Annotated in this window: 20 protein-coding genes and 1 riboswitch; of the genes, 15 read left to right on the forward strand and 5 right to left on the reverse strand. The window is 70.3% G+C overall.

Going from position 1 to position 24,052, the window contains the following annotated elements:
• Positions 1–80 precede the first annotated feature (80 nt).
• From AFR_RS03320 to AFR_RS03370, 11 genes are all read left to right on the forward strand, one after another.
• Positions 81–2,111 carry a bifunctional rhamnulose-1-phosphate aldolase/short-chain dehydrogenase gene (locus AFR_RS03320; protein WP_023357887.1) on the forward strand — a complete coding sequence of 677 codons (2,031 nt, stop codon included), beginning with the start codon at positions 81–83 and terminating at the stop codon, positions 2,109–2,111.
• On the forward strand, positions 2,108–3,793 hold the full coding sequence (locus AFR_RS47605; RefSeq protein WP_023357888.1) for a rhamnulokinase: 1,686 nt from the start codon (positions 2,108–2,110) through the stop codon (positions 3,791–3,793). Before AFR_RS03320 ends, AFR_RS47605 begins: the two co-directional genes overlap by 4 nt.
• A 1-nt stretch (position 3,794) precedes the next feature.
• The gene (locus AFR_RS03330; protein WP_023357889.1) at positions 3,795–4,532 is read left to right on the forward strand and encodes a (Fe-S)-binding protein; all 738 of its coding nucleotides are present in this window, start codon (positions 3,795–3,797) and stop codon (positions 4,530–4,532) included.
• Positions 4,529–5,947: a LutB/LldF family L-lactate oxidation iron-sulfur protein gene (locus AFR_RS03335; protein WP_023357890.1), complete on the forward strand. Its 1,419-nt coding sequence runs from the start codon at positions 4,529–4,531 to the stop codon at positions 5,945–5,947. Before AFR_RS03330 ends, AFR_RS03335 begins: the two co-directional genes overlap by 4 nt.
• Positions 5,944–6,549, forward strand: coding sequence for a LutC/YkgG family protein (locus AFR_RS03340; RefSeq protein ID WP_041841736.1), 606 nt, complete (start codon positions 5,944–5,946; stop codon positions 6,547–6,549). Before AFR_RS03335 ends, AFR_RS03340 begins: the two co-directional genes overlap by 4 nt.
• Positions 6,542–7,963 carry an L-fucose/L-arabinose isomerase family protein gene (locus tag AFR_RS03345; protein WP_023357892.1) on the forward strand — a complete coding sequence of 474 codons (1,422 nt, stop codon included), beginning with the start codon at positions 6,542–6,544 and terminating at the stop codon, positions 7,961–7,963. Before AFR_RS03340 ends, AFR_RS03345 begins: the two co-directional genes overlap by 8 nt.
• An 18-nt stretch (positions 7,964–7,981) precedes the next feature.
• Entirely contained in the window at positions 7,982–8,839 is an 858-nt protein-coding gene (locus AFR_RS03350) for an NmrA family NAD(P)-binding protein (RefSeq protein WP_023357893.1), read from the forward strand.
• Positions 8,840–8,848: 9 nt separating this feature from the next.
• Positions 8,849–11,299, forward strand: a complete 2,451-nt coding sequence (locus AFR_RS03355; RefSeq protein WP_023357894.1) for a DUF4118 domain-containing protein — start codon at positions 8,849–8,851, stop codon at positions 11,297–11,299.
• Between the two features lie 102 nt (positions 11,300–11,401).
• Positions 11,402–12,022 (forward strand): TetR/AcrR family transcriptional regulator, encoded by a 621-nt coding sequence (locus AFR_RS03360; RefSeq protein WP_023357895.1) that lies wholly within the window; start codon positions 11,402–11,404, stop codon positions 12,020–12,022.
• 1 nt (position 12,023) lies between these two features.
• Positions 12,024–12,917: an ABC transporter ATP-binding protein gene (locus tag AFR_RS03365; protein WP_023357896.1), complete on the forward strand. Its 894-nt coding sequence runs from the start codon at positions 12,024–12,026 to the stop codon at positions 12,915–12,917.
• Positions 12,914–14,512 (forward strand): ABC transporter permease, encoded by a 1,599-nt coding sequence (locus AFR_RS03370; protein ID WP_023357897.1) that lies wholly within the window; start codon positions 12,914–12,916, stop codon positions 14,510–14,512. Before AFR_RS03365 ends, AFR_RS03370 begins: the two co-directional genes overlap by 4 nt.
• 45 nt (positions 14,513–14,557) lie before the next feature.
• Here AFR_RS03370 and AFR_RS03375 read toward each other — a convergent pair whose 3' ends face one another.
• The 3 genes from AFR_RS03375 to AFR_RS03385 all read right to left on the reverse strand — a co-directional run bounded on the left by AFR_RS03375 (position 14,558) and on the right by AFR_RS03385 (position 19,012).
• Complete coding sequence (locus AFR_RS03375) at positions 14,558–16,210, reverse strand: Na+/H+ antiporter (protein ID WP_023357898.1); 1,653 nt, start codon at positions 16,208–16,210, stop codon at positions 14,558–14,560.
• A 99-nt stretch (positions 16,211–16,309) separates the two neighbouring features.
• Positions 16,310–17,770 carry an adenosylhomocysteinase gene (gene ahcY, locus AFR_RS03380; protein ID WP_023357899.1) on the reverse strand — a complete coding sequence of 487 codons (1,461 nt, stop codon included), beginning with the start codon at positions 17,768–17,770 and terminating at the stop codon, positions 16,310–16,312.
• 19 nt (positions 17,771–17,789) lie between these two features.
• A riboswitch (S-adenosyl-L-homocysteine riboswitch) is annotated at positions 17,790–17,871 on the reverse strand.
• 25 nt (positions 17,872–17,896) lie between these two features.
• Positions 17,897–19,012, reverse strand: a complete 1,116-nt coding sequence (locus AFR_RS03385) for a phytanoyl-CoA dioxygenase family protein (protein WP_023357900.1) — start codon at positions 19,010–19,012, stop codon at positions 17,897–17,899.
• A 73-nt stretch (positions 19,013–19,085) separates the two neighbouring features.
• On the opposite strand from AFR_RS03385, the gene AFR_RS03390 reads away from it, so the two are divergent.
• The 4 genes from AFR_RS03390 (at position 19,086) to AFR_RS03405 (ending at position 22,219) form a co-directional block, all read left to right on the forward strand.
• Complete coding sequence (locus AFR_RS03390) at positions 19,086–20,123, forward strand: LacI family DNA-binding transcriptional regulator (protein WP_023357901.1); 1,038 nt, start codon at positions 19,086–19,088, stop codon at positions 20,121–20,123.
• Positions 20,124–20,206: 83 nt separating this feature from the next.
• Positions 20,207–20,530 carry a YciI family protein gene (locus AFR_RS03395; RefSeq protein ID WP_023357902.1) on the forward strand — a complete coding sequence of 108 codons (324 nt, stop codon included), beginning with the start codon at positions 20,207–20,209 and terminating at the stop codon, positions 20,528–20,530.
• A complete protein-coding gene (locus AFR_RS03400; protein WP_023357903.1) occupies positions 20,531–21,712 on the forward strand; it encodes an RNA polymerase sigma factor in 1,182 nt (393 codons plus the stop codon).
• 6 nt (positions 21,713–21,718) lie between these two features.
• Positions 21,719–22,219 carry a pyridoxamine 5'-phosphate oxidase family protein gene (locus tag AFR_RS03405; RefSeq protein ID WP_023357904.1) on the forward strand — a complete coding sequence of 167 codons (501 nt, stop codon included), beginning with the start codon at positions 21,719–21,721 and terminating at the stop codon, positions 22,217–22,219.
• On the opposite strand, the gene AFR_RS03410 is transcribed toward AFR_RS03405, so the two are convergent.
• Together AFR_RS03410 and AFR_RS03415 are read right to left on the reverse strand one after the other, a co-directional pair.
• Positions 22,204–23,052 carry a TIM barrel protein gene (locus AFR_RS03410; RefSeq protein WP_041840574.1) on the reverse strand — a complete coding sequence of 283 codons (849 nt, stop codon included), beginning with the start codon at positions 23,050–23,052 and terminating at the stop codon, positions 22,204–22,206. The genes AFR_RS03405 and AFR_RS03410 overlap by 16 nt on opposite strands.
• The gene (locus AFR_RS03415) at positions 23,049–24,050 is read right to left on the reverse strand and encodes a Gfo/Idh/MocA family protein (RefSeq protein WP_023357906.1); all 1,002 of its coding nucleotides are present in this window, start codon (positions 24,048–24,050) and stop codon (positions 23,049–23,051) included. Before AFR_RS03415 ends, AFR_RS03410 begins: the two co-directional genes overlap by 4 nt.
• Positions 24,051–24,052: the final 2 nt, after the last annotated feature.

Genomic DNA, 24,052 nt, shown 5'->3' on the forward strand with positions numbered 1-24,052 from the left:
GGTATTGACCGGGCGCGGCTCCGGCCCGTAACCTGCCTGCAATGTGTGAAACGTTTCATGCGAGCTGGTGAAGGATGCCCATGTCGAACCCCGCAGTCAGCGACCTCCTGGCCCGCAGCAACCGCCTCGGCGCCGACCCCCGCAACACCAACTACGCCGGGGGCAACACCTCGGCCAAAGGTGCGGAGACCGACCCCGTCACCGGTACGCCGGCGGAGCTGCTGTGGGTCAAGGGATCGGGCGGCGACCTCGGCACGCTGACGGAGCCCGGCCTCGCCGTGCTGCGGCTCGACCGGCTGCGGGCGCTGGCGGGGGTCTTCCCGGGTGTCGACCGCGAGGACGAGATGGTCGCGGCGTTCGACTACTGCCTGCACGGCCGCGGCGGTGCGGCCCCGTCCATCGACACGGCCATGCACGGCCTGGTCGACGTGGCGCACGTCGACCACCTGCACCCCGACGCGGGCATCGCGCTGGCCACCGCCGCCGACGGCCCCGCCCTGACCAAGGAGATCTTCGGCGACCGGGTGCTCTGGGTGCCCTGGCGCCGGCCCGGATTCCAGCTCGGCCTCGACATCGCCGCCGTGCAGCGCGCCAACCCGCAGGCCATCGGCGTCATCCTCGGCGGCCACGGCATCACCGCCTGGGGCGCCACCAGCGCCGAGTGCGAGACCAACTCCCTCGAGATCATCAACACCGCCGCGGCCTACCTGGCCGCGCACGGCCGCGAGGCGCCCTTCGGCCCGCTGATCCACGAGCCCCTGCCCGATCCGGTACGCCGTGAGCGCGCCGCCGCCCTCTTCCCCGTCGTGCGGGGACTCGCGTCCACGGACCGCGCGCAGGTCGGCCACTACACGGATTCCGAGGTTGTCCTCGACTTCGTACGCCGCGAACGGATGCCGGAACTGGCCGCGCTCGGCACCTCGTGCCCGGACCACTTCCTGCGTACCAAGGTCAAGCCTTTGGTCTTGGACACCGCGCCCGACGCGCCGCTGGAGGAGGTCGAGGCCCGGCTCAAGGAGTTGCACGCGGCCTACCGCGACGACTACCGCGGTTACTACGAGCGGCACGCGGGGCCGGACAGCCCGGCTATGCGCGGCGCGGACCCCGCGATCGTGCTGGTGCCCGGGGTGGGGATGTTCAGTTTCGGGGCCAACAAGCAGACCGCGCGGGTCGCCGGCGAGTTCTACGTCAACGCCATCAACGTGATGCACGGCGCCGAGTCCGTCTCGACCTACGCGCCGATCGACGAGGCCGAGAAGTTCCGCATCGAGTACTGGGCTCTCGAAGAGGCGAAGCTGCAGCGGATGCCGAAGCCGAAGCCGCTCGCGACCCGGGTCGCGTTCGTGACCGGTGGCGGCTCGGGCATCGGCAAGGCGATCGCGCTGCGGCTCGCCGCCGAGGGCGCGTGTGTTGTGGTCGCGGACCGAGACTTTGAAGCGGCGACTTCGGTGGCCGGTGAGATCGGCTCGGCGGACGTCGCGGTCGCGGTGGCTGCGGACGTCACTTCGGAGGCCGAGGTCACCGCCGCGCTGCGAGAGGCCGTGCTGGCGTTCGGCGGGGTGGATCTGGTGGTCAACAACGCCGGGCTGTCGATCTCCAAGCCGCTGCTGGAGACCACCGAGGCTGACTGGGACCTGCAGCACGACGTCATGGCCAAGGGTTCGTTCCTGGTGGCCAAGGCCGCCGCCGCGGTGATGATCGCGCAGGGGCTCGGCGGCGACATCGTCTACATCTCCAGCAAGAACTCGCTCTTCGCCGGCCCTAACAACGTCGCCTACGGCGCGGCCAAGGCCGACCAGGCACACCAGGTTCGACTGCTCGCGGCCGAGCTCGGCGGGCACGGCATCCGGGTCAACGGCATCAACCCCGACGGCGTGGTCCGCGGCTCCGGCATCTTCGCCGGCGGCTGGGGCGCCAAGCGGGCCGCGGTGTACGGCGTACCGGAGTCGGAACTCGGCGCGTACTACGCCCAGCGCACGCTGCTCAAGCGTGAGGTGCTCCCGGAGCACGTCGCCAACGCGGTGTTCGTCCTGACCGGCGGCGAGCTGTCCCACACGACGGGCCTGCACATCCCGGTGGACGCCGGGGTGGCGGCGGCGTTCCTGCGATGAACACCTTCGCGGCGGTCGACCTCGGCGCGTCCAGCGGACGTGTCATGGTCGGCCGTGTTGAGGCCGGCCGCGTCACGCTGGAAGCCGTCAACCGTTTCGCGAACGAACCCGTCCGCACCGGCGGCACACTGCACTGGGACATCCTCGGCCTCTACCGCGGGGTCCTCGAAGGACTGCGCCTGGCCGGCCCGGTCGACGGCATCGGCATCGACTCCTGGGCGGTGGACTACGGCCTGCTCGACGCGACCGGCGCGCTGCTGGGTAATCCCGTGCACTACCGGGACAGCCGTACCGAGGGCACGGCCGCGAAGGTGTCTTCGGTTGTCGCCGAGGACAAGCTGTATGCGCTGACCGGCCTGCAGAAGCTGCCCTTCAACACGATCTACCAGCTGGTTGCGGCGGCGGGAACACCTCAGCTGGAAGCCGCCCGGCAGCTGCTGATGATCCCGGATCTACTCGCCTACTGGCTCACGGGTGAGGTCGGCGCGGAGTTCACCAACGCGTCCACGACTCAGCTGCTCGACCTGCGCTCGGGGAAGTGGGCCGGCGAACTGATGACGTCCCTCGGCATCCGGCCGTCGCTCTTTCCCCCGTTGCGTGCGCCCGGCACGGTGATCGGGCCGGTGCTGTCGTCGCTGGGAATCGGCACACCGGACGTCATCGCTGTCGGCTCGCACGACACGGCGTCCGCGGTGGTCGGCGTGCCGGCGGCCTCTTCGAACTTCGCCTACATCTCGTGCGGCACTTGGTCGCTGGTCGGGGTGGAGCTGGACTCGCCGGTGCTGACCGAGGCTTCGCGGCTGGCGAACTTCACGAACGAAGGTGGCGTCGACGGGACGGTCCGCTATTTGCGCAATGTGATGGGGCTCTGGCCGTTGCAGGAATGCCTGCGGGAGTGGGGCTCGCCGGATCTGGCGGCGTTGTTGCGGGAAGCGGCTGCGGCGCCGGCTTTTGGGGCGCTCGTCGATCTGGACGACCCGATCTTTCTACCGCCGGGCGACATGGTCGCTCGCCTGACCCAGGTTAGTAAGCGTTTACCAACCGGGCGTGGCGGGGACCACGCGGCCTCGGTTAGTGAGCGTTTACCAACCGGGAGTGGCGGGGACCGCGCGGCCTCGGTTAGTGAGCGTTTACCAACCGGGCGCGGCGCGGACCGCGCGGCCCTGGTTAGTGAGCGTTTACCAACGGGGTCGGGCGCTGGTGGCGACGGCGCGCCTTCAGTTGGTGAGCGTTTACTAACCGGGCAGGGTGAGGGAGCCGCGGCCTCGGTTGGTGAGCGTTTACTAACCGCGGGAGCCGGCGGGAGCGACCGCTCAACCCCGCGCGGCGCCGTCGTACGGTGCATTCTGGACAGCCTGGCGCTCGCCCATCGACGTGCGGTGCGCCAGGCCCAGGAACTGTCCGGGCGGCACGTCGACGCCGTGCACATCGTCGGTGGTGGCGCCCGGAACGAGCTGCTCTGCCAGCTGACCGCCGACGCCTGCGGGCTGCCCGTGCTTGCCGGTCCGGTCGAGGCCACCGCGCTGGGCAACATCCTGGTGCAGGCCCGCACGGCCGGCGCAATCAGCGGAGATCTCTCGGCGTTGCGGGCCGTCCTGCGGGAGACTCAGCAGATCGTGCGCTACGAGCCACGCGGCGACGCAGGAGCGTGGCGGGCAGCCGAGCGCCGGTTGGAGGCCTGACATGCGGATCGCCCTGTTCGTGACCTGCCTGGCGGACACGATGTTCCCGGCCGCGGCCAAGGCGACCGTGCACCTGCTGGAACGTCTCGGTCACGAGGTCGTCTTCCCCGCCGGCCAGACGTGCTGCGGGCAGATGCACATCAACACCGGCTATCAGAAGGACGCGTTGCCGCTGGTCCGGCGGCACGTTCAGACCTTCGCCCCGTACGACGTGGTGGTCGCGCCTTCCGGGTCGTGTGTCGGGTCGGTGCGTCACCAGCACGCGATGGTGGCGCGGGCCGCGGGTGAGGAAGGGCTGGCCGCCCGGGCCGAGGACGTCGCCTCGCGGACGTACGAGCTGTCCGAGCTGCTCGTCGACGTGCTCGGGGTCGAGGACGTGGGGGCGTACTACCCGCACCGGGTCACGTACCACCCGACGTGCCATTCGTTGCGGATGATCCGGGTCGGGGACAAGCCGCAACGGCTGCTGCGACACGTACGCGGGATGGAGTTGGTGGAACTGCCCGCCGCGGATCAGTGCTGCGGGTTCGGGGGGACGTTCGCGCTGAAGAACGCCGACACGTCCGCGGCGATGCTCGCGGACAAGATGCGGCACGTGCTCGACACCGGCGCCGAGGTCTGTACGGCCGGCGACTCGTCCTGCCTCATGCACATCGGCGGCGGACTGTCCCGGCTGGATGCGGGCGTCCGCACGGTGCATCTGGCGGAGATCCTGGCGGCGACGGAGGAGACGGCATGAGCACGTTCCTGGGGATGCCGGCGACTGCGCCGCGGGGTGTGGGGAATCTGCGCGGTGACGAGTCGTTCCCGGCGGCCGCTCGCAAGGCGCTCGGGAACGATCAGCTGCGCCGCAACCTCGGTCATGCCACGACGACGATCCGCGCGAAGTCCGGTGCGGTCATCGGCGAGCTGCCCGACTGGCAGGAACTGCGGTCGGCCGGGTCGGCGCTGAAGGCCGCGACCATGGCCCGGCTGCCCGAGCTCCTGCTGCAGCTGGAGGAGAACGTCACCCGAGCCGGCGGTGTGGTGCACTGGGCCGCCGACGCCAACGAGGCCAACCGCATCGTCACCGAACTGGTCCGGGCGACCGGCGAGCAGCGCGTCATCAAGGTCAAGTCGATGGCGACGCAGGAGATCGGGCTCAACGAGGCTCTGGAAGAAGCCGGGATCGAGCCGATCGAGACGGACCTGGCCGAGCTGATCGTGCAGCTCGGCAACGACAAACCGAGCCACATTCTTGTACCCGCGATCCACCGCAACCGGTCGGAGATCCGTGAGATCTTCCTGCGGGAGATGCCGGGTGTCGATCCGGCGCTGACCGACGAACCGGTCGTGCTGGCGGGCGCGGCACGGCGCTATCTGCGCGAGACGTTCCTGAGCACGAAGGTCGCGGTGTCCGGGGCGAACTTCGCGATCGCCGACACCGGGACGCTGGTGGTGCTCGAGTCCGAGGGCAACGGGCGGATGTGCCTGACGCTGCCGGAAACGCTGATCACGGTCATGGGCATCGAAAAACTCGTACCGACCTGGCAGGACCTCGAGGTGTTCCTGCAACTGCTGCCGCGGGCGTCGACCGGCGAGCGGATGAACCCGTACACGTCGATGTGGACCGGGGTGACACCCGGCGACGGGCCGCAGAGTTTCCACCTCGTGCTGCTCGACAACGGCCGCAGTGCCGTCCTCGCCGACGAGGTGGGGCGGCAGGCGCTGCACTGCATCCGGTGCTCGGCGTGCCTCAACGTGTGCCCGGTCTACGAGCGGACGGGCGGGCACGCGTACGGGTCGGTGTATCCGGGGCCGATCGGCGCAGTGCTGTCGCCGCAGCTGACCGGGGTGGAGGACAACGCTTCGCTGCCGTACGCGTCGTCGCTGTGCGGTGCGTGCTTCGACGCGTGCCCGGTCAAGATCGATATCCCGTCGATCCTGGTGCATCTGCGCAACGAGGTGCCACATCCGCGTACGGAAAGAGCGGCGATGGCGGCCGCCGCGTACACGATGGACCACCCCAAGTTGTACGCGGCCGCGCAGCACGCCGCGAAGCTGACCAAACTGGCCGGGCACCGGCTGCCACCACCGTTGAACGGCTGGACCGCGAGCCGTGACCTGCCCGAACCCCCACCGGAGACCTTCCGCGACTGGTGGGCGAAACGATGAGCAGCCGTGACGTGGTGCTGGGCCGGATCCGGGCCGCACTGGGCGACGACGCCGCGCCGCCCGCCGGGATCCCGCGGGACTATCGCCGCGGCGACCAGCCGGCCGACCTCGATCTGCTCGTGCACCGGCTGGAGGACTACAAGGCCGTGGTGCACCGCGGTGTGTCGGTGGCGGAGACCGTGGCCGCGCTGGCGCCCGACCCGCTGATCGTGCCGCCCGGCATCAACCCGGACTGGCTGCCCGCCGGTGTCGAGGTGTTGCACGACGACGGCTTGAGCGCGGACGTGCTGGCGGTCGCCGGGGGAGTGCTCACCGCCGCAACCGTGGCGGTGGCCGAGACGGGCACGATCGTGCTCGACGGTTCACCCGATCAGGGGCGCCGGGTCATCTCGTTGCTGCCTGACCTGCACATCTGTGTGGTCCGCGCCGATCAGGTGGTGGCTTCCGTGCCCGAGGCGCTCACCCGGCTGGCCCCGCAGCGGCCGCTCACCTGGATCAGCGGCCCGTCCGCCACCAGCGACATCGAACTCAACCGCGTCGAGGGCGTCCACGGCCCGCGGCGTCTGCACGTCATTCTTCTGGAGGCGTCCGACCATGAGTGATCTGCTCCCGGCCAAGCAGCGGCGTAAGACGCGGATCGGGCTGGTGGCCGGCGGGCTCGGCACGTACTGGCCGCAGTTCCCCGACCTGTTGCCGCAGTTGCAGGAGTCCGCGCGGTACGTCTCGCAGCGGTTCCAGGACATGGACGCCGAGGTGACCGACGTCGGCTTCATCTCCGACGCGCAGGAGGGTGCCGTCGCCGCCGAGAAGCTGCGGCAGGCTGACTGCGACCTCATCGTGCTGTTCCTGACGACGTACTTGACCGCTTCGATGGTGCTGCCGATCGCGCAGCGGGCCAACACTCCGGTGCTGGTCATCGACCTGCAGCCGACCGAGAAGATGGATCACGCGTCGTTCGACACGGGAGCCTGGCTCGCGTACTGCGGGCAGTGCCCGGTACCGGAGATGGGCAACACGTTCCGGCGGGCCGGGATCCCGTTCCGGTCGGTCTCCGGCTGGCTGCGGCAGGAGTCGGCCTGGCAGCGAATCGGGCAGTGGATCCGGGCTGCGCACGTCCGCGCCGCGCTGCGGCACGCGCGGCACGGTCTGATGGGCCACCTGTACCCGGGGATGCTCGACGTCTCCACCGACCTGACGCTGCTGCCGGTGACGTTCGGCTCGCACGTCGAGGTGCTGGAGTTCGACGACCTGCGGCAGCGCGTCGAGAAGGTCACCGAGTCCGAGACCAAGGAACGGATGGACCTCGCCCGCCAGATCTTCACGCTCGACGACACCGTCCAGGAGGAGGACTTCGCCTGGGGCGCGACGGTGTCCGTCGCCCTGGACCGGCTGGTCGACGACTTCGAGCTCGACAGCATCGCGTACTACCACCGCGGGCTCGACGGTGAGCAGCACGAACGGCTCGGCGCCGGCATGATCCTCGGGGCGTCGCTGCTCACCGCTCGGGGCATCCCGGCCACCGGTGAGTACGAGCTGCGGACCACCGTGGCCCAGCTGGCGACCCAGGCGGTCGGCGCGGGTGGCTCGTTCTGTGAGCTGCAGGCGCTGAACTTCGAGGACAACGTGGTGGAGATGGGCCACGACGGTCCGGCCCACCTGGCGGTCGGCGCCCGCGACCCGCTTTTGCGGGGCCTCGGCGTTTATCACGGCAAGCGCGGCTGGGGTGTCAGCGTGGAGTTCGACGTGCGGCCCGGCCCGGTGACCCTGCTCGGGCTCGGCCAGGACCGGGACGGCTCGCTGTCGTTCATCGCCGCCGAGGGCACGGTTGTGCCCGGCCCGCTGCTGGCCATCGGCAACACGACCAGTCGTGTCGACTTCGGCCGCGACCCGGGCGAGTGGGTCGACGAGTGGAGCGCCTCGGGTGTGGGTCACCACTGGTCGTTGTCGCTGGACCACCGCGCGGCGGACTACAAGGCGGCTGCCAGTCTCCTGGGGATCGAGTTCCGGCAGGTCTGACCTGGGTACGGTGCGGTGATGACTATTGCTGTCACCACACCGACCGGCCATGTCGGCTCCCGCGTCGTGCAGCTCCTGGTCCAGGCCGGAGTCCGGCCGACCGTGCTGGTCCGGGACCCTTCCAAGCTCGACCCTCGGGTACGCGACCTCGTCGATGTGGCGCCGGGCGACCTGACCGACGCGGCCTACGTGGCCGGGGCGACCAAGGGTGTCCACGCGCTGCTCTGGGTCGTCCCGGAGTTGTTCACCGGTGAGGACCCGCTCTCGGAGATGGCCCGGATCGGCGAGAACGGCGCCGCGGCCATCACCGCCAACGGCATCGGGCACACCGTGCTGATCAGCAGCGTCGGCGCGGAGAAACGCCACGGCGCCGGCTCGATCGACGGGCTGGCCCGCAACGAGGAGCTGCTCGGCGGCAACCTGCTCACGCTGCGCTGCGGCTACTACTTCACCAACCTGCTCGGCATGCTCGACGCGCTCGAGGCGGGGGTGCTGACCACGACGATGCCCGCGGACGCACCCATGCCGTGGGTCGACCCGCGCGACGTCGGTGACATCGCCGCCGCCCGTCTGCTCGCGGCCGACTGGACCGGTACGCCGGTGCAGGCGGTGCACGGTCCGGCCGACCTGAGCTGGTCCGGCGTGGCCGAGATCCTGGGCGAAGTGCTCGGACGCCGGCTCGAGGTGAACGTGCTGAGCGACGACGAGATGCGCGGGGCGCTGCGCGGTGCCGGCCTGACCGACGGTGTTGTCGAGGCCATCGTCGGGATGACGGCCGGGCTGCGCGACAACTTCACACCGGAGCAGTCCCGCAGCTTCGTCACCACGACGCCCACCAGCCTGAAAGCATGGGCGGCGGCGAACCTGCCCCACTGAGGAGACTCCATGCCGCGCGGCCGACTACGGATCTACCTCGGTGCCGCCCCGGGTGTCGGCAAGACGTACACGATGCTGGGCGAGGCTCATCGGCGGGCGCAGCGGGGTACGGACGTGGTGGTTGCGCTGGTCGAGACGCATGACCGTACGCACACCACGGCGATGATCGACGGCTTGGAGGTGCTGGCGCCCACTCCCCGGGGCGAGCTTGATCTCGATGCGGTGCTGGCGCGTAAACCGGAGCTGGCCGTGGTGGACGAGCTTGCGCACACCAACGGGCCGGGCTCGCGTCACGCCCAGCGCTGGGAGGACGTGGACGAGCTGCTCGACGCGGGCATCGACGTGCTCAGCACGGTGAACGTCCAGCATCTGGAGTCGCTGAACGACGTGGTCGCGCAGATCACCGGTGTCGCGCAGCGGGAGACCGTGCCGGATGCGGTGGTGCGGGCAGCCGAGCAGGTCGAGCTGGTGGACATGACACCGGAGGCGCTGCGGCGGCGGGTGGCGCACGGCAACGTCTACGGGCCGGACGAGATCGACGCGGCGCTGGGGAACTACTTCCGGGCGGGCAACCTGACCGCGCTGCGGGAGCTGGCGCTGTTGTGGCTCGCGGACACTGTGGAGGACCAGCTCGGGCGGTACCGCGCCGAGCAGGACATCAGCGCCACCTGGGAGACGCGCGAACGTGTGGTTGTCGCGCTGACGGGCGGGCCCGAGGGCGACACGCTGGTCCGGCGTGCGGCGCGGATCGCGAACCGGACCAGGGGCGCGGACCTGCAGGCCGTGCACGTGATGCGCAACGACGGCCTGACCGGCGCGGATCCGGCCGTGCTGGCCCGCCAGCGGGTGCTGGTGGAGAACCTGGGCGGCAGTTATCACCAGGTCGCCGGTCCGGACATTGCGCGGGCCCTGCTCGACTTCGCCCGGGCGGTGAACGCCACCCAGATCGTGCTCGGTGCCTCCAGCCGCGGGCGGTTCGCGCAGCTGCTCACGGCTGGTGTGGGTGTCACGACGACCGCCCTCGCCGGTGCCATCGACGTGCACCTGGTCCCGCACGAACGGGCCGGGAAAGGTACGCGGGCGCAACGGATGCCGGCGGCTCTGTCCCGCGGGCGGCGGCTGGCGGGTCTTGCTCTCACGCTGGCCGGTCTACCGGCGCTGACCGGACTCCTGCTGACGCTCGCACCGTCGCTGACTACGGACATCCTGCTGTTCCTGATGGTGGTGGTCGCAGTCGCCCTGATCGGTGGGCTTTGGCCGGCGCTGCTCGCGGCCGTCGCCGGGTCGTTGCTGCTCAACTGGTTCTTCACCCCGCCGTACGGGCGCTTTCTGATCGCCGAGGGCGACAACCTGCTGGCGCTGGTGATCTTCGTGGTGGTCGCCGTCGCGGTGAGCTGGGTGGTCGATCAGGCGGCGCGGAAGACGCGGCTCGCGGCCGAGGCCGGTGCGGACGCGCAGACGCTGGCGACCGTCGCGGGCAGCGTGCTGCGCGGCACACGACCGTTGCCGGCGTTGCTGGAACGCCTGCGGGAGACGTTCCAGCTGACCTCGGTGACGTTGCTGGAACGCGGTGAGGTCGTCGCGAATGTCGGCGACAGCGCCTGCACGGACGTGGCCGGTGCTGACGGTGCGGTGCAGGTGGACGACGAGCTGGTGATGCTGCTGTGCGGGCGTTCGCCGGCCGCGTCGGACCGGCGGATCGTTGAGGCGTTCGCGGCGCAGGCCGCGGTTGCTCTGCGCCAGGAGCGTCTGGCCGCCGAGGCTGCGACGGCCCGGCCGCTGGCCGAGACGGACCGGATGCGGACCGCGCTGCTGGCGGCGGTGAGTCACGACCTGCGGACACCGCTGGCGTCGGCCAAGGCAGCGGTGGCGAGCCTGCGCAGCACGGAGGTCCACTTCGACGAGGACGACCGGTCGGAGCTGCTGGAGACGGCGGACGAGTCCCTGGAACGCCTCGACCGGCTGGTGACGAACCTGCTGGACATGAGCCGCCTGCAGGCCGGTGCGCTCGGAGTGACGATCATCGGCGTCGGCGCCGAGGAGGTCGTGCCCCGGGTCCTCGACGACCTGGGGCCGGACGGTCGTGCGGTGATCACGCGCATCCCGGACGATCTGCCGGCCCTGCTCACCGATCCCGGTCTGCTGGAGCGGGTGCTGGTCAACCTGGTCGGCAACGCGCTGCGCTACAGCCCGGCGGACCGGCCACCGGTGATCACGGCGAGTGCCCTCGGCGACCGCATCGAGCTCCGCGTGATCGACCACGGCCCGGGCATCCCGCCGGACCGTCACGACGACGTCTTTCTGCCCTTCCAGCGCCTCGGTGACCGCGACAACCACTCCGGCGTGGGTCTCGGCCTGGCACTCTCCCGCGGGCTCGCCGAGGCCATGGGCGGAACGGTCACACCGGAGGAAACCCCTGGTGGGGGCCTCACGATGGTGGTCACCCTGCCTGCCGGCTGAGGGAGCACGCAGCCGGCAATCGGCGGGAGCGACGGTCTGAACCGGGCAATCAGGCACGACATGGGTCTTGGGGCCTACACGCTTGTGTAGTAAATTGCACATGTGAGTAGCGATCTGACCGCGCGAGCGCGCATCCGGGATTCGGCCATCCGCCTGTTCGCGGAGAAGGGGATCGTCCCCACCACCATCCGTGACATTGCGCACGAGGCGCAGGTCTCCTCGGGGCTGCTCCGGCACCATTTCGGATCCAAGGACGGGCTGCGCGACGCGTGCGACGAGTTTGCGCTGGGCCGGATGACCGTGATCCGGACCGCGATGATCGCTCGCGGTGGGATGGCCGACGCGGCTTTTGTCGGGACGGTGCATCCCGAGTCGATGCTGCTGCAGCGTTATCTGGTGCGGTCCATGATGGACGGCTCGGCGTCGGCGACCGCGATGTTCGAGAAGCTGGTCGAGGTCGGCGAGCAGTGGCTCGCCGATCAGCCCATCGAGAGCAAGGATCCGCGCGTCTACGCGACCGCCCTCGTCGCCATGCAGATGGGGATGTTCATGATGCGCGACCAGATGGCCCAGGTCCTCGGCGTTGATCTGAACCAGCCTGCGAACCACGCGCGGCTGCTGCGCGCCACCGTGGAGATCTTCGCCCAGCCGTTGCTCGATCCCACCCAGGCCGATCAGGCGTACGTGACCTTGGACCGGCTCACCGCTGCTGAGGAGTCATGACATGACCGAGGCGATCAGCGTCGCCGGGCTCACCAAGAACTTCGGGCGCACCCGGGCTCTCACCGGGCTCGACCTGAGCATCCGGACGGGCGAGGTGCACGGTTTTCTGGGGCCCAACGGCGCCGGGAAGACGACCACCATCCGGATCCTGCTCGGGCTGATGCGGCCGGACGGCGGCACCGCCTCGCTGCTCGGCGGTGATCCCTGGGCCGACGCGACGGAGCTGCACAAACGGCTCGCCTACGTGCCGGGTGACGTCACGCTGTGGCCGACGCTGTCCGGGGGCGAGGTCATCGATCTGCTCGGCCGGCTGCGCGGTGGTCTCGACCCGCGGCGGCGCGACGAGTTGCTCGAGCGGTTTGCTCTGGACCCGCGCAAGAAGGGCCGGACCTACTCGAAGGGCAACCGGCAGAAGGTCGCCCTGGTCGCCGCGCTGGCCTCCGACGTGGAGCTGCTGATCCTCGACGAGCCGACCTCCGGGCTCGACCCGCTGATGGAGGAGGTGTTCCGGGAGGTCATCCGCGAGGAGCGGCGGCGCGACCGGACCGTGCTGCTCTCCAGCCACATCCTCTCCGAGGTCGAGGCGCTCTGCGACCGGATCACGATCGTCCGCGAGGGCCGGACCGTCGAGACCGGAACGCTCACCGACATGCGGCACCTGATGCGGACCTCGATCGAGGCCGAGCTCACCGGGCCGGTCGACGGGCTGGCCACCCTGCCGGGCGTGCACGACCTGCGCGTCGAGGACCACAGGGTGCGTTTTGACGTCGACACCGACTCGCTCGAGCCCGCCCTGCAGAAGCTGGTCGGGGCCGGAGTGCGCAGCCTGGTCAGCCAACCGCCGTCGCTGGAGGAGCTGTTCCTCCGGCAGTACAGGCAGGAGCCGGTGCGATGACCGGCACCTGGCCGCTGATCCGGCTGATCCTGCGCCGCGACCGGGTGCTGCTGCCGCTCTGGGTCGTGCTGCTCGCGGTGCTCCCGGCCGCTTACGTGTCCTCGTTCCGGCAGCTCTTCCCGACCGCCGCCGGCCTGGACGAGTACGCCCGGGTCAGCGCCGGCAACGCCGGATTTGTGTCGCTCTACGGGCCGCTGCACGGGTCCAGCCTCGGTGAGATGGTGGCCTGGCGGGCCGGTTTCATCCCCGTGCTGGTCGCGCTGTTCAGCGTGCTCACGGTCATCAGGCACACGCGTACGGACGAGGAGGCCGGGCGCACCGAGCTGATCGGCTCCGGCGTCGTCTCCCGGCACGCCGGACTGGCCGCTGCCCTGATCACGACGCTCGGCGCCAACCTGCTGCTGGCGCTGTTCATGACCGTCGTGCTGGTCGGTCAAGGGCTGCCCGCGACCGGATCCCTGCTGCTGGGGCTCGGTTTCGGTCTGACGGGGGCCGTTTTTGCCGGCGTCGCCGCGGTGACCGCACAGCTGTCCGGCAGCGCCCGGACCGCACGCTCACTGGCAATGATCGCGATCGCCGTGGCCTACGTGCTGCGTCTGGCCGGCGACGTCAGCGACCTCGGCACGGGAACCGTCGCGTGGCTGTCCTGGCTGTCGCCGATCGGCTGGGCCCAGCACCTGTTCCCGTACGGTGCGGACGTCTGGTGGCCGGCGGGTCTGGCTGTGGTGACCGGTGCGACGCTGGTGACGGCGTCCGTGCTGCTCGCATCGCGGCGTGATGTCGGCGCCGGTCTGCTGCCCACCCGGCCCGGACCGGCACAGGCCGCGCCGGGTCTGCGGTCGCCGCTGGCCCTGGCGTGGCGGCTGCAGCGAGGGCTGCTCACGGCCTGGATCGTCGGGTTTGCGCTGCTCGGGCTGGTCTTCGGCGGCGTCGCGCAGAGCATCGCCACGCTGGCCGACGACAGTGCCGGTCTCGCGGAGATCTTCGCCCGGCTGGGCGGAGCCTCGGGAGTGGTCGACAGCTTCCTGGTCGGGATCCTCGGCTTCCTCGGGCTCTTCGCCGCCGCATTCGCCGTGCAGGCGATGCTGCGGATGCGGGACGAGGAGAGCACCGGCCACGCCGAGCTGGTGCTGACCACCGGGGTGAGCCGCTACCGCTGGGTCCTGAGCCACCTGGTCTTCGCCCTGCTCGGGCCGGCGCTGGCGCTGCTGGTCGGCGGGGCGGTCACCGGGCTCGTGCACGGTCTCGCCGTCCACGACGTGAGTGGTCAGCTGGGTGCCGTGCTCGGCGGTGCCGCGGCGCAGATACCGGCGGTCTGGGTGCTCGCCGGGGTGGCGGCCGGGCTCTTCGGGCTGCTGCCGCGACTGGCCCCACTGGCCTGGGGTGCGCTGGGTGTCTGCGTGCTCGTGCTGCTGGTCGGGGCGACGTTGCAGCTGGATCAGTGGGTGCTGGACATCTCGCCGTTCACGCACGTCCCGCACCTGCCCGGCGGCCGTGCTTCTGCCCTGCCGCTCGTGGTGCTGACCGTGATCGCAGTGGTGCTGGGTGCGGCCGGGCTGGCCGGCTTCCGGCGGCGTGACGTGCCGGCGACCTGACGGCCCTGCGGCCCGCCCTTGGTGAAAGGGGCGGGCCGCGAGAGGTCAGCGCGGGCGGTCCGGCAGCAGCCGTTCCTCGTGGTCGAGTTCGCGTTCGAGGACACGGAGGTTCTCGTCGGAGAGGCGGTTGGCGTCACGCCAGCGCAGGAGTTCCTCACGCTGGGCGTCGATCGTCGAGCGGCGGATCCGCAGCGCGGCCTCGTACTGCGGTGAGACGGGCACCTCGTCCGAGTCCGACTTGTCGAGCAGGTCGAGACGGCGCTGGTACCGCTCCATCCGGTGACCGAGCTGCTTGCGCATCGTCTCGATGGCCTTGTCCTCGAGCTCGCCGTGCGTCTCGTGGTCGATCTCGTCGAGCCGGTCCAGGGCCGCCTGCACGGACGCCGAGCGGGCCTCGTTCCGCAGCCGGGCGTTGTCCGCCTCGTTGGCGCGCAGGCCCAGCATGCGGACCAGCGGTGCGAAGGTGACCCCCTGGCCGACCAGCGTGACGAGCACAACGACAAACGCGCAGAACAGCAGCAGGTCCCGGTCCGGGAACGGCGCTCCGCTCTCGGTGAACTCCGGGACGGTGAAGATCGCCGCGAGCGTGATGACACCACGCGTGCCCGACCAGCTCAGCGCGGTGATCTCCTTGCCGTTGAGGCGGCGCTCCCGGGTCCGGGCCGGGGCCGATGCGTCCTCGTTGGTGCCACCGAGCCGGGTGTGCAGCGACTGCGGCAGCATCTGCGTCAGGATCAGGAACAGCGGGCGCAGCAGCAGCACCACACCGACCGAGACGGCCACCGCGATGATGATCGTCGACGTCTTGTACTCGGTGAGACCCTTGACGACGGCGGGCAGCTGCTGGCCGATCAGCAGGAAGACCAGACCCTCCAGCAGGAAGTCGACCAGTCGCCAGACCGCGCTGACCTGCAGACGGCTGGCACCCGAGGAGAGCCGCGGCGCGTCGTGACCGACGATCAGGCCCGCGACGACCACGGCGAGCACACCGGAGACGTGCACCTGCTCGGCCAGCAGGTAGGCCACGAACGGTGTGGCCAGCGAGATCGCGTTGGCGATCAGCGGGTCTCGCATGATCGGCCGGGCGGCCCGGACGGCGTACGCGACCACGATGCCGGCCACGAGCCCACCGGTCGCGGCCAGGACGAACTCGCCCACAGCCGCGTAGAACGAGAAGCCCTCGCCGACCGCGGCCGCGACGGCCACGGTGAGCAGCGTCAGGGCGGTGGCGTCGTTGAGCAGGCCCTCACCCTGGACCAGGGTGACGATGTTGCGGGGCAGACCGACCCGTTTGCCGACCGACAGCGCGGCGACCGGGTCGGGAGGGGCGACGGCAGCGCCGACCGCCACACCGGCGGCCAGCGTCGCACCGGCGACGAAGAGGCTGAAGCCCAGGCCGATCAGCAGGGCCGTGAGCAGCACCAGCACCACCGAAAGGCTGATCACGGTACGCAGGTTGTGCCGGATGTCGATCAGTGAGGAATCCAGGGCCGCACTGTAGAGCAGCGGAGGGAGAACGAGCGTGAGGATCAGCTCGGGTTCGAGGGCGATGTTCGGCCCGGGGAGGACCGCGTAGAGGATGCCGATGAGTGTCAGAAGGGCGGCGGCGGGCAGGCCGGTCTTGTGCGCGAACCAGTGGATCGCGACCACCACGGCAACACAGGCCAGGATGAACAGCAACGTCGTCTCGACATTCACCCGGGCATTCTCCCGGACTACGGCCGATGATGCGATCTTGACGTTGAACGAAACAGCCCAGGTCCCCCGGTGATCGGGAGACCTGGGCTGCGCGGTGGATCAGTAGCGGTAGTGGTCCGGCTTGTACGGGCCCTCGACCGCAACACCGAGGTACTCGGCCTGCTTCTTGGTGAGCTCGGTCAGGCGCACACCCAGGGCGTCCAGGTGCAGGCGGGCGACCTTCTCGTCGAGGTGCTTCGGGAGCACGAAGACCTGCTTCTCGTACTCACCGGGCTTGGTCCAGAGCTCGATCTGGGCCATGACCTGGTTGGTGAACGAGTTCGACATCACGAAGCTGGGGTGACCAGTGGCGTTGCCGAGGTTCATCAGGCGACCCTCGGAGAGCACCAGGACGGCGTGGCCGTCCGGGAAGCGCCACTCGTGGACCTGCGGCTTGACCTCGACCTTCTCGATGCCGGGGACCTTGGCCAGGCCGGCCATGTCGATCTCGTCGTCGAAGTGACCGACGTTGCCGACGATCGCGTTGTGCTTCATCGCCGCCATGTGCTCCGGCGTGATGATGTCCTGGCCACCGGTGGTGGTGATGAAGATGTCCGCCTCGGAGACGACGTCCTCGATGCGGACGACCTGCATGCCGTCCATGGCCGCCTGCAGGGCGCAGATCGGGTCGATCTCGGTGACGACAACCCGGGCACCCTGGCCGCGCAGCGTCTCCGCCGAGCCCTTGCCGACGTCGCCGTAACCGCAGACGACGGCCAGCTTGCCGCCGAGCATGACGTCGGTGGCGCGGTTGAGACCGTCGACCAGCGAGTGGCGGATGCCGTACTTGTTGTCGAACTTGCTCTTGGTGACCGCGTCGTTGACGTTGATCGCCGGGAAGAGCAGCGCACCTTCCTTGGCCAGCTTGTAGAGCCGGGCCACACCGGTGGTGGTCTCCTCGGTGACACCGCGGGTGTCGGCCGCGATGCGCGTGAAGCGCTGCGGGTCCGACGCCAGGCTGCGGCGCAGGGTGTCGAGGATGATCGTGTACTCGTGGTGGTCTTCCGGGGTGGCCTGCGGCACGGCGCCGGCCGCCTCGAACTCGACACCCTTGTGCACGAGCAGGGTGGCGTCGCCGCCGTCGTCCAGGATCATGTTGGGGCCCTGGCCGTCAGCGAAGTTGAACAGCTGCTCGGTGCACCACCAGTACTCCTCCAGCGTCTCGCCCTTCCAGGCGAAGACCGGGGTGCCGGTGGGGGCCTCGACCGTGCCCTCGGGGCCGACGACGATCGCCGCGGCGGCCTCGTCCTGAGTCGAGAAGATGTTGCAGGAGACCCAGCGCACGTCGGCGCCGAGCGCGACCAGCGTCTCGATGAGCACGGCGGTCTGGATGGTCATGTGCAGCGAACCGGCGACGCGCGCGCCCCGGAGCGGGAACTGGCCCTCGTATTCCTTGCGGAGGGACATCAGGCCGGGCATCTCGTGCTCGGCCAGGCGCATCTGGTGGCGGCCGAAGCTCGCGAGGGACAGGTCGGCCACGGCGAAGTCGAGACCGTTGCGCTGCTGAAGCTTGTCAGACATGAAGAAGGGCACCTCCCACTTACGGAAGGCGCCCTTTCGTCGTCTTGGCCTGCGGTCGAGCGTGGCGGACCAGGTGATCCGTCGCAGCGCCTCTCGACCGGGCCCGTCAATCATAACGTTCCGAAATCAAGATCGCCTCTCGTACTGGGCGTTCAGGGCCTCGGAGAGCTGTGTCGGATCCCACTTCTCGGCGAGCGCCTGGTGCATGAGCTCGGCCTGGGTCTGCGGCGCGAGGCCACCGATCGGCTGGTCACGGTCGAGGTTGGTGGGGAACGCGTAACCCTCGGCGGAGGCGGCGATGACGTTGCCGACGTTGCCCTCGAACTTCTGCAGCACCGGATAGAGGGCCCGGCACATCGCCGCGCGGTCCTGGCTCTCCATCGCCCGTCCGAACGCCGACGAGACCTGCAACAGGTTGGCCATCCGCTTCACGTCCGCGCTGCGGTTGGTGCCCGCGCCGTGGAACAGCGCCGGGTTGAAGAACACCGCGTCGCCCTTGGCCAGCGGCAACTGCACGTGGTTCTCCTCGAAGTACGCGGTGAACTCCGGCTGGTGGAACGCGATGTAACCGGCCGGGTACTTCTGCGAATGCGGGAGGTAGAGCGTCGGACCGGTCTCCACCGGCATGTCGATGTGCGCGATCGCACCCTGCAGGGTCAGCACGGGTGACAGCGCGTGGATGTGCGCGGGGTAACTCTGTGCCTGCTCCCGGGACATGAAACCCAGGTGATAGTCGCGGTGGGCGACCTGGGCCTGCCCGCCCGGGTTCACCACGTTGACCTGGGACGTGACCTGGTAACCGAGGCCCAGCCAGGCCTCGCAGATCAGCGCGAGGGTGGCGTTGTCGTAGTAGTCGGCGAAAACCTCGGGGTCACGCAGGGCGAACTTCTCCTGCCCGCCCCAGATGCGGTCGTTGGCACCCGGCTTGGCGAAGTGGTCGCCGGCGACCGCTCCGGAGGCCTTCTGCTCGTCGATCAGCGCGGCGAAGACGCCGGTCGCCCGATCGACGACGTCCGCGGCGAAGGCGCCCGTGAAGACGACGATGCCCGGGCCGTCCATCAGCGCGCGGGCCAGCTCGGCCTGCACCTCGCGGCGGTCACCGTCGAGCACCGTGCGGTCGTAGATCAGGACGTTCTGCCGCACGTCGGCGGCGTGGGGGTAGCCGGCCCGGTCCGTCTGCCGCTCGACCACGGCCCGGAAGTCTGAGAGGCGGCAGTCGGCCGCCGAGAACCAGGAAGTCATGGACTCGACGCTAAGCCGGAAAACAACATCAAAGTGCCTTGAAAAGCCCTCAAAAAACCATCACCGTGTACGGGTGAAGCACCCGTACCGGATCCGCGAGATCGCCGCCCAGTCCGGCCTCAGCCCCGCCACCGTGGATCGGGTGCTGCACGGCCGCGGCGGGGTTCGCGGCAGCACCGTGCGCGAGGTCGAGCAGGCCATCGCCGATCTCGATGGGCAGCGGTCCCAGCTCCGGATCGGTGGCCGGACCTTCATGGTCGACGTGATCGTGCAGGCACCACGGCGGTTCTCGGCCACCGTCCGCACGGCGCTGGAGGCCGAACTGCCCGCGATGCGCCCGGCCGTCATCCGGTCGCGGTTCCACCTGCTCGACAGCCCGGCGGTCGGCGATCTGGTCGGCGTCCTGGAACGTGTCGCCCGTAAGGGCTCGCACGGGGTGATTCTCAAGGCGCCGGACGTACCGGAGGTGGTCGAGGCGGTTGCACGGTTCACCGATCGCGGCACCCCGGTGGTCACGCTGGTCACGGACCTGCCGACCAGCGCGCGGGCCGCGTACGTGGGTATCGACAATCGTGCCGCCGGTGCGACCGCGGCGTACCTGGTGGAGCAGTGGCTGGCCGGCCGGGCGGGTGACGTGCTCGTGGTGCGCGGGCACGGCTCGTTCCGCGGTGAGGACGAGCGGGAGATGGGCTTCCGGGCCGAGATGCGGGCACTGGCCACCGGGCGCCGGCTGGTCGAGGTTGTGGACGAGGAGGACCGCGCGGACGCCGTGCACATCGGCACCCGCGAGGCCCTGGCCGCTCACCCGTCCGTGCGTGCGGTCTATTCGCTCTACGCCGGTGCGGGCGGCAACACCGCGGTGGCTGACGCCTTCGCGAAGCAGCAGCGGACCTACGACGTTTTTGTCGCGCACGACCTCGACGAGGAGAACACGGCACTGCTGCGCGGGCGGCGGATCTCGGCCGTGCTGCACCACGATCTGCGGACGGACATGCGCCGGGCATGCCAGGTGATCATGCAGGCGCAGGGTGCGCTGCCCGGCCCGGTGCGGTCCACACCGTCGGCGATCCAGGTGATAACGCCACACAATGCACCGCCCGCAGAACTTTGAAATCTTTTCGGCGAGAGCTGTCCGGAACCGCGTCGCCCGTTCGTCACGATGGTGAGATCACGAAAAATGAGGGAGCGTTCGCGATGAAGTACATGATGTTCGTCTGCACCGACACCGAGCCGGAGACCGACGACTCGCTGGTCCCCGATGTCGACGTGTGGGTCACGGAGAACGACAAGGCCGGACGCCGCATCGAGGGCAGCGAGCTCGTTTCGCCGGCCGCGGCCACCACGGTCCGGGTGCGCGGCGGTGAGCTGCTTCTCTCCGACGGGCCGTTCGCGGAGACCAAGGAGGTCATCGTGGGATACGACCTCCTCGAGTGCGCCGACCTGGACGAGGCGATCGAGGTCGCGCGGGCGCACCCGATGGCCTGGCGCGGTCGCATCGAGCTGCGTCCCTTCGCCTAGATGACCGACACCGCCCGGGCGGTCGCCGACGCGGGTGTGGAGTCACGCCCGCGGATCGTCGCCGCGCTGATCCGCATCACCGGTGACTGGACCCTGGCGGAGGACTGCGCCCAGGAGGCGCTGGCCCTCGCCCTGGAGCGCTGGCCGAAAGACGGGGTGCCGGCGAACCCGGGCGGATGGCTGATGACGGTCGCGCGCAACCGCGCTGTCGACGTGCTGCGGCGCGCGACCGTCGAACGCCGCAAGCTCGAAGAACTGGCGATGCTGGCGTCGACCGAGCCGGAGGAGGTGCCCGCTGTGGACGATCGGCTGCGACTCATCTTCACCTGCTGCCATCCGGCTCTGGCGCTGGAAGCCAGGGTGGCGCTGACCCTGCGGACCATCGCGGGTGTGCCGGCCGCCGACATCGCACGGACGTTCCTGGTCACCGAGTCGACCATGACACGACGGTTGACACGGGCCAAGGCGAAGATCGCGACGGCCGGGATCCCGTACCGCGTACCGACCGGGGCGGCGCTGACCGAACGGCTGCCCGGGGTGCTGGCCGTGCTCTACCTGCTGTTCACGCGGGGGTACGACACCGAGGGGGAGCCGGCCTTCGCGGAGGAGGCGATCCGGCTGGCGCGGCTCCTGCGTGCGCTGATGCCGGGCGAGCCGGAGGTGTCGGGGCTGCTGGCGCTGTTCCTGCTGCAGCACTCGCGGCGCGCTGCGCGTCGCGACGCCGACGGCAATCTGCTCACTTTGGACCAGCAGGACCGCGGGCGCTGGGACCACGCGGCGATCGGGGAGGCCGTCGCGCTCCTCCCGGCACAGCCCGGCCCGTACGCGTTGCAGGCGCGCATCGCCGCCTGTCATGTCGCCTCGCCCAGCGACTGGCCCACGGCCGCCACCCTCTACGACGAGCTCTACGGCCTGCTGCCGACACCGGTGATCGCGCTGAACCGGGCGGTCGCGCACGGCTACGCCCACGGTGCGGCGTCAGGGCTGGTGCTGCTCGCGGAGGCACGCGCGGGTGGGGCGCTGGACGCGTACCCGTATGTCCTGGCGGTGGAGGCCGACCTGACCGCCCGGGCCGGGGACGTCGAGCGGGCTGTGTCGCTGTTCGAGCGGGCCGCCGCGGCGGCCCCGACCGAACCGGAGCGCCGGGCCCTGCTGACCCGCGCCGAGGACCTGACGAGATGAGGACCGATGACCGCACCGATCGTGGAGTTCAACGAGGGCTTCAGCGAGCCGGGCGCCGGCCCGGTGCCGTGGGCCGACGTCGACGACCTGCTGACGAAGTCGGAGATGTTCTGGCTGTCGACCGTCCGCGGCGACGGGCGCCCGCACGTCACGCCGCTGCCGACCGTCTGGCTCGACAACATCCTGCACTTCTGCGCCGGTGACCAGGAACAGAAGACCAAAAATCTGCTGGGCCGGCCCGCCTGCGTCCTGACCACCGGTACGAACGACCTGCACTCCGGCGTCGACGTGGTGGTCGAGGGTGTGGCCGAACGGATCACCGACCACGCCCGCCTGGTCGAGCTCGCGGCGCTGTGGAAGTCGAAACTGGACTGGGACTACGTGGTAGGCGAGGACGCGTTCGGCGACGGCGCCGGGCGTACCGGGCTCGTCTTCGGGGTGCGCCCGCGCAAGGTGCTGTCCTTCGGCAAGAACCCCTACACGCAGACCCGTTACCGCTTCGCCTGAGCGGCCAGGATCTCGCGCAGGCGGCCGGCGCTGAGGCGGACGTCGGCGATCGGCCCTTCGCCGGCCGGCTCGCCGGTGAGGATCGTGTCCTGCTCGAGCACCCACCAGCCGTCGTAGTCGTGGCGCTGCAACGCCGCCGCCACCGCGGCGAAGTCCACGTCCCCGTCGCCGATCGGCTTGTACATGCCCGCGCCGACGGCCTCGGTGTACCCGAGCCGGCCCGCGCGGACCTCGGCGGCGACGCTGTCGTCGACGTCCTTGGCGTGCACGTGGGCGATCCGGTCGCCGGCCCGCTGAGCGAGAACAACCGGGTCGGTGCCGCCGATCAGCAGATGACCGGTGTCCAGGCACAGGCCGATGCCACAGCCGTCGAGCACCCGCTCGACCTCGGCGGTCTGCTCGACCATCGTGCCGACGTGCGGGTGCAGGACGGCCCGGAGGCCACGTTCGCGCGCGGCGGCGGCCAGTTTGTCGAGGTTGGTGAGCAGGCTCTGCCAGCCCCGGGCGTCCAGGACCGGGCGGCTGTCGTACCCGTCCTGGCCGGTCGCCGCGGCGAGAACCACGGTGTCGGCCCCGGCGGCGACGAACCGCTCGAAGTCGACGGCCGGCTCGTGGCCGGGATCGTGCAGGATGACCGGGACAAAACCCCCGATCGCGCTCAGCCCCAGGTCACGCAGGATCTCGTCGGTCGGCAGGAAGCCGTCGGGGCCGAACTCCGTCGCCGTCAGCCCGACCTCACGCATCTCGCGCAGGACCCGGTCGGCGGGCAGTTGATAGCCCCAGCCCGGCACTTCACAAACACCCCAGGAGATGGGCGCCCCGGCAATCCTCATGCTGCGCTCCTCACTTCATCAACACGTACGGGACGGTGGTCCCGCAGCGACACCGTGCAGGCCTCGGCGATCCAGCCCGCCGCGACGGCGTCGGCGACCGTGCACGGGCTGGTGCGGGTGCCGGCGACAACCTCGGTGAACGCGGACAGCTCGCGGCGGTAGGCCTCGGCGAACCGGTCCATGAAGAAGCCGTGCGGGGTGCCGCCGGGGAAGGCCACACCCGGCTCGACCGAACGCATCGGCAGGCGTTCCTCCCAGCCCACGGCAATGCTGTCGGCGCTGCCGTGCGCCTCGAGGCGCACGTCGTAACCCCGGCCGTTGTACCGGGTGTTCGAGACGACCGCGATCGTGCCGTCGTCCAGCGTCAGGGTCGCCGCGGTGGTGGAGGCGTCACCGAGCTGAGCGAAGATCTCGTCGCCGGCTGTGCTTCCGGTCGCGTAGACCTCGACGACCTCGCGACCGGTGACGAACCGGATGATGTCGAAGTCGTGCACGCTGCAGTCGTGGAAGATCCCGCCCGATCCGGCGAGATACGCCGCCGGCGGTGGTGCCGGGTCCATCGTCGTCGACCGTACGGTGTGCAGCCGCCCGAGCTCACCGGCGGCGATCGCGGCGCGTGCCGCCACGAAGCCCGGGTCGAACCGGCGGTTGTAGCCGATCTGCACTCCTGCGCCGGCGCAGTGCCGCAGCACCTCCTCGGCCTCGGCCGCGCCCTTCGCCACCGGCTTCTCGCAGAAGACCGGCAGTCCGGCCTCGACCGCCGCCAGGATCAGCTGCGGATGCGCGTCGGTGGCGGCCGCGATGACCACGCCATTGATGCCGCTGGTCAGCACCGCCCCGGGGCTGGCGGCCCGCTCGGCGCCGAACTTGCCGGCGATCCGCTCGGTCACAGCCGGCACGGCGTCGGCGACAACGAGGCTGGTGACGGCGGGCAGTCCGCTGAGGGTCTCGGCGTGGAACGCACCGATACGGCCGAGCCCGATGAGTCCGATTCGCATGT

The sequence above is a fragment of the Amorphoplanes friuliensis DSM 7358 genome (assembly GCF_000494755.1).
Lineage (GTDB): Bacteria > Actinomycetota > Actinomycetes > Mycobacteriales > Micromonosporaceae > Actinoplanes > Actinoplanes friuliensis.

What these genes read in the sequence shown, in the direction of transcription:
- AFR_RS03355 (WP_023357894.1), top strand. Translation starts at nt 8,849, where the DNA reads ATGCCGCGCGGCCGACTACGGATCTACCTCGGTGCCGCCCCGGGTGTC.
- AFR_RS47605 (WP_023357888.1), top strand. Translation starts at nt 2,108, where the DNA reads ATGAACACCTTCGCGGCGGTCGACCTCGGCGCGTCCAGCGGACGTGTC.
- AFR_RS03330 (WP_023357889.1), top strand. Translation starts at nt 3,795, where the DNA reads ATGCGGATCGCCCTGTTCGTGACCTGCCTGGCGGACACGATGTTCCCG.
- AFR_RS03405 (WP_023357904.1), top strand. Translation starts at nt 21,719, where the DNA reads ATGACCGCACCGATCGTGGAGTTCAACGAGGGCTTCAGCGAGCCGGGC.
- AFR_RS03345 (WP_023357892.1), top strand. Translation starts at nt 6,542, where the DNA reads ATGAGTGATCTGCTCCCGGCCAAGCAGCGGCGTAAGACGCGGATCGGG.
- AFR_RS03370 (WP_023357897.1), top strand. Translation starts at nt 12,914, where the DNA reads ATGACCGGCACCTGGCCGCTGATCCGGCTGATCCTGCGCCGCGACCGG.
- AFR_RS03340 (WP_041841736.1), top strand. Translation starts at nt 5,944, where the DNA reads ATGAGCAGCCGTGACGTGGTGCTGGGCCGGATCCGGGCCGCACTGGGC.
- AFR_RS03350 (WP_023357893.1), top strand. Translation starts at nt 7,982, where the DNA reads ATGACTATTGCTGTCACCACACCGACCGGCCATGTCGGCTCCCGCGTC.
- AFR_RS03410 (WP_041840574.1), bottom strand. Translation starts at nt 23,052, where the DNA reads ATGAGGATTGCCGGGGCGCCCATCTCCTGGGGTGTTTGTGAAGTGCCG.
- AFR_RS03385 (WP_023357900.1), bottom strand. Translation starts at nt 19,012, where the DNA reads ATGACTTCCTGGTTCTCGGCGGCCGACTGCCGCCTCTCAGACTTCCGG.
- AFR_RS03320 (WP_023357887.1), top strand. Translation starts at nt 81, where the DNA reads ATGTCGAACCCCGCAGTCAGCGACCTCCTGGCCCGCAGCAACCGCCTC.
- AFR_RS03395 (WP_023357902.1), top strand. Translation starts at nt 20,207, where the DNA reads ATGAAGTACATGATGTTCGTCTGCACCGACACCGAGCCGGAGACCGAC.
- AFR_RS03365 (WP_023357896.1), top strand. Translation starts at nt 12,024, where the DNA reads ATGACCGAGGCGATCAGCGTCGCCGGGCTCACCAAGAACTTCGGGCGC.
- AFR_RS03400 (WP_023357903.1), top strand. Translation starts at nt 20,531, where the DNA reads ATGACCGACACCGCCCGGGCGGTCGCCGACGCGGGTGTGGAGTCACGC.
- ahcY (WP_023357899.1), bottom strand. Translation starts at nt 17,770, where the DNA reads ATGTCTGACAAGCTTCAGCAGCGCAACGGTCTCGACTTCGCCGTGGCC.
- AFR_RS03415 (WP_023357906.1), bottom strand. Translation starts at nt 24,050, where the DNA reads ATGCGAATCGGACTCATCGGGCTCGGCCGTATCGGTGCGTTCCACGCC.
- AFR_RS03335 (WP_023357890.1), top strand. Translation starts at nt 4,529, where the DNA reads ATGAGCACGTTCCTGGGGATGCCGGCGACTGCGCCGCGGGGTGTGGGG.